The following is a 12,765-nucleotide window of genomic DNA, read 5'->3' on the forward strand; positions in this document are numbered from 1 at the left end:
GTGACTCCTTGCAACGACTTACGACAAATCAACGAGTTATGCCATGGATCTGCGCAGTAAAGACAGCCCCGCAGGGCGGCCTTGGAAACCGTCGGATGTTACCACAATCGCCCAGAGGGTGGGAGTAGCCTGCGGCACTACTACCCTACTGCTCGTCGATAACGCCCGTTAGCCGCTACAACAGGCCGCAGACGACGGCAAAGACTCAATGCAAACGCTTGCGACACATCAGTTGCGCCATCTTCACCGTGTCCGGGCGCTCGACGATGCCTTTCTCGGTGATGATCACGTCGATCAGGTCGGCCGGAGTTACATCAAAGACCGGATTGAACGCCTCGAAGTCGGCGCCTAGCGACTCGCCGCCGAGCTCCAGCAACTCGCTGGGGCTGCGCTCTTCAAGGAGGATGTCGTCGCCACTTTCAAGGTTCATGTCGATGCTCGAGCTCGGCGCCACGACCATGAAGCGCACGCCGTGGTGCATGGCATTGACCGCCAGCTGGTAGGTGCCGATCTTGCTCGCCACATCGCCATTGGCAGTAATGCGCTCGGCGCCGACGATCACCCAGGTGATGCCCTTGGTTTTCATCAGGTGGGCAGCCGCCGAGTCGGCAGTGATGGTAGCCGGGATACCCTCGCCGGCCAGCTCCCAGGCGCTCAGGCGCGAGCCCTGCAGCCACGGGCGGGTTTCATCGACATAGACGCGCTCGATCATGCCTTCCAGGTAAGCGCCGCGCACCACCCCGAGGGCGGTACCGAAGCCGCCGGTGGCCAGGGCCCCGGTGTTGCCATGGGTGAGAATGGCCTGTTCGTTGCCCTGGTGCTTGCGGATCAGGTCGACGCCCAGCTGGGCCATGGTCAGGTTGGCTTCACGGTCGCTTTCATGAATGGCCACGGCCTCAGCCGCCATGATGGCCTGCACGTCATCGCCATCCTTGAGCCGCAGCAGGCGCTCACGCATGCGGTTCAGGGCCCAGAACAGGTTGGCGGCGGTCGGCCGCGCGTGCACCAGCAGCTCGAAATCCTCTTCCAGGGCCATTTCCCAGTCACCGCCGGCGGCCAGGCGCTGGGCAATCGCCATGGCCAGGCCGTAGGCGGCGCTGATGCCAATGGCCGGGGCGCCGCGCACCACCATTGTGCGGATAGCCTCGGCCACTGCGGCGGCGTCCTTGCAGGCCAGCCAGACCTGCGCCGACGGCAACGCGCGCTGGTCGAGCAGATAGAGGGTGCCATCCCGCCAATCGATGGCTTTCACCTTCTCTGCTGCCATTAGTCGATCGCGCATGCCTCACCCCATCATTCGGACATCAAAAGCGGACGATTATAGCGAGCCCCAGGCGCGGACGCTCGGGTATACTTCGCCCTCACCTTCTATCGCCCAGGGAAACCTGACATGCCCAAACCCGCTTTGCCGCTCGACCTGCTGCTCCTGCCTGCCTGGCTGGTGCCGGTCGAGCCTGCCGGGGTGGTTTTGCAGGACCATGCCCTGGGCGTGCGCGACGGGCAGATCGTGTTCATCGGCCCGCGCAGCCAGGCCCAGGCGTTCATCGCGGCGCAAACCCGCGAGCTGCCGGGCTGCCTGCTCAGCCCGGGGCTGGTCAACGCCCACGGCCATGCGGCGATGACCCTGTTTCGCGGCCTGGCCGACGACCTGCCGTTGATGACCTGGCTGCAGGAGCAGATCTGGCCGGCCGAAGAGCGCTGGGTCGACGAAGATTTCGTCCGCGACGGCACCGACCTTGCCATCGCCGAGCAGGTAAAAGGCGGCATCACCTGCTTCAGCGACATGTACTTCTACCCCAAGGCAGCCAGCGAGCGCGTGCACCACAGCGGCATCCGCGCGCAAATCGCCGTGCCCCTGATGGATTTCCCGATCCCTGGTGCGCGCAGCACCGAAGAAGCCCTGCAGCTGGGCATCGAGCTGTTCGGCGACCTGCGCCACCACCCGCGCATCACCGTGGCCCTGGGCCCGCACGCGCCGTACACGGTCAGCGACGCCAACCTGGAAAAGATCCGCGTCATCGCCGAAGAGCTCGACGCGCCGATCCACATGCATATCCATGAAACCGCCCTGGAGGTCGAGCAATCGCTGCACACCCGCGGCGAGCGCCCGCTGGCCCGGCTGGCTCGCCTGGGCCTGCTCGGGCCGCGCCTGCAGGCGGTTCACATGACCCAGGTCAGCGACGAGGATCTGGCCCTGCTGGTAGAAAGCAACACCAGTGTGGTGCACTGCCCGGAGTCCAACCTCAAGCTGGCCAGCGGTTTCTGCCCGGTCGAGCGCTTGTGGCAGGCCGGCGTCAACGTCGCCGTCGGTACCGACGGGGCGGCCAGCAACAATGACCTCGACCTGCTCGGCGAAACCCGTACCGCGGCGCTGCTGGCCAAGGCCGTGGCCGGCTCGGCCAGCGCCCTGGATGCCCACCGGGCGTTGCGCATGGCCACCCTCAACGGCGCCCGGGCACTGGGCCTGGAGGCGATCACCGGTTCGCTGGAAGTGGGCAAGGCCGCCGACCTGGTCGCGTTTGACCTTTCCGGCCTGGCCCAGCAACCGCTGTATGACCCGGTGTCGCAATTGATCTACACCAGCGGCCGGGACTGCGTGAAGCATGTCTGGGTCGCCGGCAAGCCACTGCTTGACGACCGGCGCCTGACCCGCCTGGACGAACAGGCCCTGCACGCCACCGCCTGTGCCTGGGGCCAGCGGATCGGCGCGCGCAACGAATAAACGTCCGGCAGCCAGTGCTGGCGGGCAAAAGCAAATTATCCAAGTTTCAGAGGACTGTTCCATGAGCAACGTCGACCACGCCGAAATCGCCAAGTTCGAAGCCCTGGCCCACCGCTGGTGGGACCGCGAAAGCGAGTTCAAGCCACTGCACGACATCAACCCGCTGCGGGTCAACTGGATCGACGAGCGGGTCAAGCTGGCCGGCAAGAAGGTCCTCGACATCGGCTGTGGCGGCGGCATCCTCAGCGAAGCGATGGCCCTGCGCGGCGCCACTGTGACCGGTATCGACATGGGTGAGGCGCCGCTGGCCGTGGCCCAGCTGCATCAGCTCGAGTCCGGGGTCAACGTCGAGTACCGGCAGATCACTGCCGAGGCCCTGGCCGAAGAGATGCCCGAGCAGTTCGACGTGGTCACCTGCCTTGAAATGCTCGAGCACGTGCCAGACCCTTCCTCAGTAATTCGCGCGTGCTTCCGTATGGTCAAGCCCGGTGGCCAGGTGTTCCTCTCGACCATCAACCGCAACCCCAAGGCCTACCTGTTCGCCATCATCGGCGCCGAATACATCATGAAGCTGCTGCCGCGCGGCACCCATGACTTCAAGAAATTCATCCGCCCGTCCGAGCTCGGCGCCTGGAGCCGAGACGCCGGCCTGACCGTCAAGGACATCACCGGCCTGACCTACAACCCGCTGACCAAGCATTACAAGCTGGCCAACGACGTTGACGTCAACTACATGATCCAGACCCTGCGCGAGGAATAAGCATGCGTTTGCGAGCGGTACTTTTCGACATGGACGGCACCCTGCTCGACACGGCGCCGGACTTCATCGCCATCTGCCAGGCCATGCTCGCCGAGCGCGGCCTGCCGGCAATCGAAGACCAGAAAATTCGCGACGTGGTCTCGGGCGGTGCCAAGACCATGGTCTCGGTGACCTTCAACCTCGACCCCGAGGACGAAGGCTTCGAGGCCTTGCGCCTGGAATTCCTCGAGCGTTACCAGCAAGGTTGCGCGGTGCACAGCAAGCTCTACGACGGCATGGCCGAACTGCTGGCCGACATCGAGAAAGGCAAGCTGATCTGGGGCGTGGTCACCAACAAGCCGGTGCGCTTCGCCGAGCCAATCATGCAGCGACTGGGTCTGAGCGAGCGTTCGGCGCTGTTGATCTGCCCGGACCACGTGAAGAACAGCAAGCCAGACCCCGAGCCGCTGATCCTCGCCTGCAAGACCCTCAACCTGGACCCGGCCAGCGTGCTGTTCGTCGGCGACGACCTGCGCGACATCGAGTCGGGCCGCGATGCCGGCACCCGTACTGCTGCGGTGCGCTACGGCTATATTCATCCAGATGACAACCCCAACAACTGGGGTGCGGATGTGGTGGTCGACCATCCGCTGGAGCTGCGCAAGGTGCTCGACAACGCGCTTTGCGGCTGCTGATTTCAGACACGCATCGCGGGGCAAGCCCGCTCCCACAGCCCCGCGATGAAGTCACACCCATTTCCAGGAGGTAACCCCATGTTCGATTACTCTGCCCGCCCCGACCTGCTCAAGGGCCGGACCATCCTGGTCACCGGTGCCGGTCGCGGCATCGGTGCGGCCGCGGCCAAGAGCTATGCCGCCCATGGCGCCACCGTCTTGCTGCTGGGCAAGACCGAAGCCAACCTGAGCCAGGTCTACGACGAGATCGAAGCGGCCGGCCACCCCAAGCCTGCGGTCATCCCGTTCAACCTGGAAACCGCCCTGCCGCACCAGTACGACGAACTGGCGGCGATGATCGAAGCCGAGTTCGGGCATATCGACGGCCTGTTGCACAACGCCTCGATCATCGGCCCGCGCACGCCGCTGGAGCAGCTCTCGGGCGACAACTTCATGCGCGTGATGCAGATCAACGTCAATGCCATGTTCATGCTCACCAGCACCCTGCTGCCGCTGCTCAAGCTGTCGGCCGATGCCTCGGTGATCTTCACCTCCAGCAGCGTCGGGCGCAAAGGCCGGGCCTACTGGGGTGCCTATGGAGTGTCGAAGTTCGCCACCGAGGGTCTGATGCAGACCCTCGCCGACGAGCTTGAAGGGGTGGCGCCGGTGCGGGCCAACAGTGTCAACCCGGGCGCCACCCGCACCAGCATGCGCGCCCAGGCCTACCCTGCAGAAACACCGGAAAACAATCCGCTGCCAGAGCAGATCATGCCGGTTTACCTGTACCTGATGGGCCCGGACAGCACCGGCATCAACGGCCAGGCGTTCAACGCCCAGTAAGCTCAGCCCTCGGCCAGCTCCGCCCGGGCCCGGGCGGGCTGCTGGCGCTGTTCCTGTTCTTGTTGCATGCAGCGTTCAAGGAACAGGAACATATAGTCGTAGCTCTTGCAGACGGCCCGGCGCAGTTCGGTTTGCAGCGCCGCCGACGGGTTGTTGCCGGCCAGGGTGCAGACGATCTCCAAAGCCTCCCACGGGTGCGCGTCATCGTACTGGGCGTGCATCTTCAGCCATTTCATGGCGCGCTTGCGACCCTCTTCCGGGAAGCCCTGGGCATAGACACCGGTTGAGCACACCACCGCCGACCACTCGCCGGTTGCGCCTTCGATGGCGTAGTTGGTGGCGGCAATCGCCACTACCAGCGCATCGGTCGCACAGGTGTGCCAGCACCAGTCGCTGAGGGCATTGAGTTCGCTGGGAACTTCCTGCGCCTGCAACTCTTCGAGGCTGACGCCATGGGCCTGGGCCCAGAACCGCCAGTAATCGGCGTGGTTGAGTTCGACACGGATGTTGCGCATCAGCCAGCGCCGCGCCATGTCTTCACCAGGGTGGCGGGCGTACTGGGTCTTGGTGAGGTTCTTGGCCATGTACAGCGAGAACTGCTCGACCACCGGCCAGCCACCAATCAGGTACTGGCGCATGGTCCGGCCACTGAGGCGGCCATCGCGCATGCGTTGATAAAGCTCGTGCTCCACCACCCGACGCTTGCTCTCGCTGCAGTCCTTGATCAACTGCTGGGCCCAAAGCGGGTAACTGCTGGGGTCCATCAATGGACCAGTACGTATGAACGCGTCAATCACTGTCAGCTCCTTGTTCCTTGTGATTATCGGTGGATCTCAGCGAAAGGTCCCCGGCGCCTTGAACAACAGGGGCCTTGCAGCAATCCGTTTGCGCTGCAAGCTGTCACAGGTGAACACCTGTGGCCGCTCGATCAGGTATCCCTGGGCGTAGTCGACGCCAATTTCCTGCAGGGCCTGCTCGATCAACGGGGTTTCGACAAACTCGGCAATGGTGCGTTTGCCCATCACGTGACCGATGTGATTGATCACCTCGACCATGGCCCGGTTGATCGGGTCATCGAGCATGTCCTTGACAAAACTTCCGTCGATTTTCAGAAAGTCTACAGGCAAATGCTTCAAATAAGCGAACGACGACATACCGGCGCAAAAGTCATCCAGCGAGAACCGGCAACCTAGGCCCTTGAGCTCGTTGATAAAGCGAATGGCGCTGCCAAGGTTGGCGATGGCGCTGGTTTCGGTTATTTCGAAACAAATCATGTGCGGCGGGATGGCGAACTCGCTGAACAGCCGTTGCAGGTATTCAAGGAATTTGTCGTCACCAATACTGCTGCCCGACAGGTTGATCGCGCACATGGCCAACGGGCCTTCGCGCTGCTCGTCCAGGCACTGGCGGATGACCTTGAACACACTGCGCACCACCCAGCGGTCCAGCGCAGTCATCAGGCCATAGCGCTCGGCGGCGGGGATGAAGCTGTCGGGCAGAATAATGCGCCCGCTCTCGTCATGCAGGCGCAGCAGAATCTCGATATGCCCGGCGCCCTCATGGGGGCCGAGGGCGGCAATTTCCTGGGCATAGAGGCAGAAGCGGTTTTCCTCCAGGGCCACGTGCAGGCGCTGGATCCAGGCCATCTCGCCAAAGCGCATGGACAGCTCGCTGTCGTCGGCGTGGTACACCTGTACGCGGTTGCGGCCCTTCTCCTTGGCCATGTAGCAGGCCATGTCGGCGGCCCGCAGCGAAGCTTCGAGGGTGGTCGGGCCCTGGGCGATATGCACCAGGCCCAGGCTCACGGTGGTCATGAACGGTCGCCCTTTCCAGACGAAATGCAGGCTCTGCACGGCCTGGCGCAAGCTCTCGGCAATGCGCTCGGCCTGCTCCTGCGGGCAGTTTTCGAGGAGGATGCCGAACTCGTCGCCGCCCAGCCGCGCCAGGGTGTCGCCTTCGCGCAGGCCGGCCTGGAGCACCGCACAGATATGGCGCAGCAGTTCATCGCCAGCGGCATGGCCGCAGGTATCGTTGACCAGCTTGAACTGGTCCAGGTCGAGGAACATCAGTGAATGCCGTGCCGGCTTGCGCGCCATGGCGTTGAGCGCCAGCTCCAGGCGATATTCGAACTCGCGACGGTTGGCCAGGCCAGTCAGGGCGTCGTGAGTCGCCTGCCAAGACAGGTTGGCGATGTACTGGCGTTCCTGGGTCATGTCGTGCAGTACCAGGACAATACCGCTGACCTTGCCTTCGGCCAGGATCGGCGCGCCCACCAGCGTCACTGACACGGTGCTGCCGTCCAGGCGCTGGATCAGCTTGGTGTGTTCGCTGCCACCCTTGAGGCCACCTTCAAGCACGCGCTCGACCAGGGTCAGGCTGTCTTTTTCGGCGTTCTCGTCGAGCAGGCTGAACAGCGCCGCCAGCGGCAGGCCCTGGGCCTGGGCGGCATGCCAGTGGGTCAACTGCTCGGCGGCCGGGTTCATGTAGGCGATGCAGCCTTCGACATCGGTGGTGATCACGCCATCGCCGATCGATTCGAGGGTGATCTGCGCCCGCTCCTTCTCCACCTCAAGGGCATTGGCAAAGGCCTGGCGCTGGGCCAGCAGCTTGCTCGAGCGCATCCAGGCCAGGGCAATCAGAAACAATGCAGTAGCGAGGTTAGTGACCAGCAGCACCCGCAGCAACATCCGCGAGCCTTCGCCCAGGGCATCGCTGAACGCCCGCGCGGCCGGGGTCACGGCATCGTTGATCGCGGCAATCTGCGCCTTCCAGCCGGCAACGCTGCGGGCGTCGGCCTGGCCGGTGCGAAAACCGCTGTGCATCTGCTCGGCCACTTCGTCCAGCTGGCGCAGAAATCCGTCACCGACTGCCCACAGCTCGATGGCCTTTTGCATATAGCTGACCTGATGAAAGTTCAGGTACAGCCAGATCACGCTGGAAACGTCGTCGGGATGGTTGCCGCCCTGGAGGATGCCACGGCGCGCGGCGTCGATATCCGGGCTCGGCAAGTCGAGGGCTACACGCAGGTCATGGCCGCCCTGGGGCACGGCGATGGCCTTGCGATACTTCTTGAAGACCGCCTCGTCGCGGCTGTCAGCGTATTGATTGAGGTAATAGATGGCGTCTTTCTGGCCCTTGGACCACAGGCTCTCGCCCGCCACATAACCACGCACTGCCGACAGCGCGTACAGGCTGATGCTCCCGAGCAAGGCCTGAAACAGCACCACAGCAACAAATGGCCAGATAATGCCCAACAACTTTGGCGCTTCGAGAGTCCGTTTTCGCTTCATGAGGTCCCTTGCAACAGAGCCGGATGAATCCCACCTACCAAAGCACAGCCTAGGCTATTTGCCATTAATCCTGCAGAGCTTTTCTCACTTGCTAACCAATTTGCCCTAACTCTGTTGCAAATGGCCGTACAGCTTGGCGTACAAGCCACCTTCGGCGATCAATTGCTGGTGATCGCCGTCCTCGGCGACATGGCCGCCGTCAAACACCAGCACCCGGTCGGCCTGCTTCACCGCCGACAGGCGGTGGGCAATGATCAGCGTGGTGCGGGCGCTGAGAAAACGGGTCAGGGCCTGGTGCAGGTTGTATTCGGTGGCCGCATCCAGGGCCGAGGTGGCCTCGTCGAGAATCACCACCTTGGGCTCGGCCAGCACCATCCGCGCAATGGCCAGGCGCTGACGCTGGCCACCGGACAAACGCACCCCGGAGCGACCAACCACGCTGTCCAGGCCTTGCGGCAAGGCGGCGATGGTAGCGTCGAGCTGGGCGATGTTCAGCGCCTGCCAGCAGGCATCATCGCTGCAGTCGCGGCCCATGGTCAGGTTGGCGCGCACCGTGTCGTTGAACAGCGACGGGTGCTGGAGTACCACCGCAACATGCTCGCGCAGGGTTTCCAGGCCGATTTCCTGCAGGGTCGAGCCACCAAAGCGGATGGTCCCGGCCTGGGCGCTGTACAGGCCCAGCAGCAGTTGCACCAGGGTGCTCTTGCCACCGCCACTGGCGCCGACGATGGCGACCTTTTCGCCGGGGGCAATCGACAGGTTGAGCTGGTCGAGCACCGGCTCGTCGTTGTAGGCAAAGCGCAGGCCCTGCACCTCGATGCCGACAGTGTCGCGGCCCTTGAACGGGTCGATGCCACCGGGGTATTGCGGCTCGTCGGCCCGCGCCAGCAGCTCGTTGAGCCGGCTCAGGGCGCCGCCAGCGGCGTAGTAGGCGTATTGCAGGTTGAGCAGTTGCTCGACCGGGCCGATCATGAACCACAGGTAGCTGAACACCGCCAGCATCTGCCCGATCGAGAGGTCGGAGAACAGCACCGTGAGCATCGCCGCGGCGCGGAAAATGTCGATGCCGAACTGGAACAGCAAGCCGCTGGCACGCCCGCTCGCGTCGCTTTTCCACTGCGAGGCGACGGCGTAGTTGCGTACCTCCTGGGCGCGCAGGCCAAGGCGGCCGAGGAAATAGCCCTGGCGGTTGCTGGCACGGATTTCCTGGATCGCGTCGAGGGTCTCGGTCAGCGCCTGGGTGAAGCGCGAGGTGCTGTCGTTCTCAAGCTTCTTCAGGTGCTTGACCCGCTTGCCCAACTGCACCGTGGCGAAGATCACCAAGGGGTTGAACAGCAGGATCAGCAACGCCAGCTTCCAGTGCATCCACATAAGGATGGCGGCGGTGCCGGTCAGGGTCAGCATGGCCACCAGGAAGCGGCTGAGGGTTTCGCCGACGAACTTGTCGAGGGTGTCCAGGTCGGTGACCAGGTGGGTGGTCACGGTACCGCTGCCCAGACTTTCGTATTCACTCAGGGAAATGCGCTTGAGGCGCTCGATCAGGCGAATGCGCAAGCGGTAGACGATGTCTTTGGCAAGGCCGGCGAACAGCTTGGCCTGCACCACGTTGAAGGCCAGGGCGGCGCAGCGCAGGGTCAGGGTGAATACCAGCATCAGGCCGATGTAGCCACCAGCAACCTGCCAGTTGCCGGGCAGGAACTGGTTCATCCATTTGAGCGCGGCATCGCCATGGCCGAGCAGCACTTCGTCAACCAGCAACGGCAGCAGCAAGGGGATCGGCACACTGCACAACGCCGCCAGCACGGCCACGCCGTTGGCGATCCACAGGGCTTTTTTATGGCGCAGGGCCAGGCGGCGGATTTCTGCCCAGCTCAAGCGATCAGCATGCACAGGGCCTGGCCCTGGTACCGGGTCGGGTGAACCCGGCAGGTCAAGCACAGGCGGCCTGCTGCAGCCAGCGGCCGAGCAGCGGCTCAAGCGATTCGAGGGCTTGATAGCCATTGGTCAGCAAGGCCAGCTGGCCATTGCGTTCGGCCAGCAGGGTCGGGAAACCGGCAATGCCCAGGTCCTGGACCCAGGTGAAGTCCGCCGCCGTGGCCGCGCGCTGTTCGGCGCTGGTAAAGGCTTCGGCAAAGGCGGCGCGCTGGTAACCGGCCTGCTCGGCCAGTTCTACCAGCAAGGGCGCACGAGTGACGTCTTCGCCGCGCTGGTAGAAGGCTTGCTGGATCAGCTTGAGCAAGGCACCCACGTATTGCGGGTCAAGGCTACGGGCGGTGACCAGGGCCCGACAGGCAGGCTCGGTGTCGTAGACAAAACCGTCAGGCAGTGCGCCTTCGAATTGAAAATCCTGCCCGGTGGCGTCGTGTACCGCCTGCCAGTGATCAAGTATGTAGCCGCGGGTCGAGGCATCCAGCGCACGGCTGCCGGAACGCAGGCCGCCGAGCACCACCCGGGTCGGCACGCCCGCCGCCTGTGCCTGGGCGATCAGGGCCTCGGCGACCGGGGCAAAGCCCCAGCACCATGAGCACATCGGGTCCATCACATACAGCAGGCGTGCGGACATCAATCAGGCCTCGGCAGCTTTGCGGTAGTTGTGACCGATCGGGTGAGGCTGATTGCGCGCCTTGGCCAGTTCGATCTGCTTCTGCCGGTCAATGGCGCTGCGCCGGGTCTTTTCGCTCAGGCTGTCCCAGCAATGCGGGCAGCTGATGCCTGGCGAGTAGTGCTCGGACGCACGGTCTTCCACGCTGATCGGGGTGCGGCAGGCATGGCACTGGTCGTAATCGCCCTCGGTCAGGTCGTGACGCACGGTGACCCGGTTGTCGAACACGAAGCAGTCGCCCTGCCAGCGGCTTTGATCCTGTGGCACCTCTTCGAGGTATTTGAGGATCCCGCCCTTAAGATGATAGACCTCTTCGAAACCCTCGCCGAGCATATAGCTGGAGGCTTTCTCGCAACGAATGCCGCCGGTGCAGAACATCGCCACTTTCTTGTGCTTGGCCGGGTCGAAGTTGGCCTTGATGTACTCGGGGAACTCGCGGAAGGTGGTGGTCTTGGGGTCGATCGCGCCTTCGAAGGTGCCGATCGCCACTTCGTAGTCGTTGCGGGTGTCGATCAGCAGCACTTCAGGGTCGCTGATCAGCGCGTTCCAGTCCTGGGGCTCGACGTAGGTACCGACCTTGTAGTTCGGGTCAACGCCCGCCACGCCAAGGGTGACGATCTCTTTCTTGAGCTTGACCTTGGTGCGGTAGAACGGCTGTTCGTCGCAATAGGACTCTTTGTGGTCGATATCCACCAGGCGCGCATCGCTGCGCAGCCAGGCCAGCAGGCCGTCGATGCCTTCACGGGTACCGGAGACGGTGCCGTTGATACCTTCCTCGGCCAGCAACAAGGTGCCCTTGATGCCATTGGCCATCATGCTCTCGAGCAGCGGCTCGCGCAGCTCGAGGTAATCTTTCAGGGTGACGAATTTGTACAGCGCCGCAACGACGATAGCTTGGGACATGCAGTAACTTCTCCAGGTGGTCACCCTCGCAAAGGGCGGACCGGATGCCAAATAAAAACGCGCCGACAAGCGGCGCGTTGATCATTCTAGCAAAAACCTGACGAGGAAATCAGTGCTTGCTGCCACCGGCGCAGGTCGGCGACGCCGGGGCGACACCGATTTTCTGCCATTCCTGCGGCGTATAGGTGTGCAGCGCCAGGGCGTGAAACTCGCTCATCAGCTCACCGAGGGTGGCATACACTTTCTGGTGACGCTTGACGCTGTTCAGCCCCTCGAACTGCTCGCTCACCAGCACCGCCTTGTAATGGGTCTGCTGCCCACGGCTGTGCATGTGGCTTTCATCGAGCACCTGCAAGTGCGTGGGTGCCAGCGCTTGCAGGCGGTGCTCGATCTTTTGCTGCATGGTCATGTCGGGCTCCGCTGCTTACTTCTTGGCTGGCGCGGCGGCCTTGCCGGCGTTCGGGTCGAGTTCCTTGGTCATGTCAGCCAGCAGCTTGTTGACCACCGGTACCGCGCTTTCCAGTTTCTGCTGGGTCAGCTGCGCCGATTGCTGGGTCACCTGCGGCATCTTCTCGAGGACTTTCTTGCCCAGAGGCGACTGGTAGAAGGCGACCAGGTCTTTCAGTTCGCTTTCAGTGAAGGTGGTGGTGTAGAGCTTGACCATGTCCGGCTTGAGCTTGTTCCAGCCGATGGCCTGGTCCAGGGCGGCGTTGGCCTTGGCCTGGTAGCTGTCGAGCACGGATTTCTTCGAGGCTGGGGCCTTGGTCTGTTCGAAACGCTGGGCAAACATCTGCTGCACCTGCATGTAGACCGGAGTACCGAGCTTGTCGGCATGCGCCATCATGAGGAATTTTTCAGCACTGGCGTTGTGGCTGGCGGTATCTGCAAGCACCTGGCCGCTGGCGCAGACCAGCGCTACAGCAGTGCAGAGGGCGCGAAGACGGGTCATCGGAATTCCTTCAATAGACAGAGGAGGTAGTACCCCAGAGTAGAGC

Annotated in this window: 12 protein-coding genes; 4 read left to right on the plus strand and 8 right to left on the minus strand. The window is 63.4% G+C overall.

Features of this window, described 5'->3' with window-relative positions; genetic code table 11:
- Nucleotides 1–205: 205 nt before the first annotated feature.
- Complete coding sequence (gene mtnA / locus LOY22_RS19680) at nucleotides 206–1,282, minus strand: S-methyl-5-thioribose-1-phosphate isomerase (protein WP_093380413.1); 1,077 nt, start codon at nucleotides 1,280–1,282, stop codon at nucleotides 206–208.
- A gap of 108 nt (nucleotides 1,283–1,390) precedes the next feature.
- Between mtnA and LOY22_RS19685 the strand changes: the two genes are divergently transcribed.
- The 4 genes from LOY22_RS19685 to LOY22_RS19700 all read left to right on the plus strand — a co-directional run bounded on the left by LOY22_RS19685 (nucleotide 1,391) and on the right by LOY22_RS19700 (nucleotide 4,975).
- Entirely contained in the window at nucleotides 1,391–2,722 is a 1,332-nt protein-coding gene (locus LOY22_RS19685) for a TRZ/ATZ family hydrolase (protein WP_258594536.1), read from the plus strand.
- A gap of 61 nt (nucleotides 2,723–2,783) precedes the next feature.
- A complete protein-coding gene (gene ubiG, locus LOY22_RS19690) occupies nucleotides 2,784–3,482 on the plus strand; it encodes a bifunctional 2-polyprenyl-6-hydroxyphenol methylase/3-demethylubiquinol 3-O-methyltransferase UbiG (RefSeq protein ID WP_045195398.1) in 699 nt (232 codons plus the stop codon).
- 2 nt (nucleotides 3,483–3,484) lie between these two features.
- On the plus strand, nucleotides 3,485–4,156 hold the full coding sequence (mupP, locus tag LOY22_RS19695) for an N-acetylmuramic acid 6-phosphate phosphatase MupP (protein ID WP_258594538.1): 672 nt from the start codon (nucleotides 3,485–3,487) through the stop codon (nucleotides 4,154–4,156).
- Nucleotides 4,157–4,234: 78 nt separating this feature from the next.
- Entirely contained in the window at nucleotides 4,235–4,975 is a 741-nt protein-coding gene (locus LOY22_RS19700; protein ID WP_045195402.1) for a YciK family oxidoreductase, read from the plus strand.
- A 2-nt stretch (nucleotides 4,976–4,977) separates the two neighbouring features.
- On the opposite strand, the gene LOY22_RS19705 is transcribed toward LOY22_RS19700, so the two are convergent.
- The 7 genes from LOY22_RS19705 to LOY22_RS19735 form a co-directional block, all read right to left on the minus strand.
- Nucleotides 4,978–5,772, minus strand: a complete 795-nt coding sequence (locus LOY22_RS19705; RefSeq protein ID WP_093380409.1) for a TenA family transcriptional regulator — start codon at nucleotides 5,770–5,772, stop codon at nucleotides 4,978–4,980.
- Nucleotides 5,773–5,808: 36 nt separating this feature from the next.
- Complete coding sequence (locus tag LOY22_RS19710; RefSeq protein WP_258594541.1) at nucleotides 5,809–8,265, minus strand: EAL domain-containing protein; 2,457 nt, start codon at nucleotides 8,263–8,265, stop codon at nucleotides 5,809–5,811.
- Between the two features lie 105 nt (nucleotides 8,266–8,370).
- Nucleotides 8,371–10,203: an ABC transporter ATP-binding protein gene (locus LOY22_RS19715; protein ID WP_093380404.1), complete on the minus strand. Its 1,833-nt coding sequence runs from the start codon at nucleotides 10,201–10,203 to the stop codon at nucleotides 8,371–8,373.
- Entirely contained in the window at nucleotides 10,196–10,828 is a 633-nt protein-coding gene (locus tag LOY22_RS19720) for a DsbA family protein (protein WP_045195409.1), read from the minus strand. The genes LOY22_RS19715 and LOY22_RS19720 overlap by 8 nt, the downstream gene beginning before the upstream one ends.
- A 3-nt stretch (nucleotides 10,829–10,831) precedes the next feature.
- Nucleotides 10,832–11,770: a rhodanese-related sulfurtransferase gene (locus tag LOY22_RS19725; protein WP_045195410.1), complete on the minus strand. Its 939-nt coding sequence runs from the start codon at nucleotides 11,768–11,770 to the stop codon at nucleotides 10,832–10,834.
- A 109-nt stretch (nucleotides 11,771–11,879) separates the two neighbouring features.
- A complete protein-coding gene (locus LOY22_RS19730; protein WP_045195412.1) occupies nucleotides 11,880–12,179 on the minus strand; it encodes a BolA family transcriptional regulator in 300 nt (99 codons plus the stop codon).
- Between the two features lie 15 nt (nucleotides 12,180–12,194).
- Nucleotides 12,195–12,719, minus strand: a complete 525-nt coding sequence (locus LOY22_RS19735) for a DUF2059 domain-containing protein (RefSeq protein ID WP_093380399.1) — start codon at nucleotides 12,717–12,719, stop codon at nucleotides 12,195–12,197.
- Nucleotides 12,720–12,765: the final 46 nt, after the last annotated feature.

The sequence above is a fragment of the Pseudomonas sp. B21-035 genome, assembly GCF_024748945.1.
Classification (GTDB): Bacteria; Pseudomonadota; Gammaproteobacteria; order Pseudomonadales; family Pseudomonadaceae; genus Aquipseudomonas.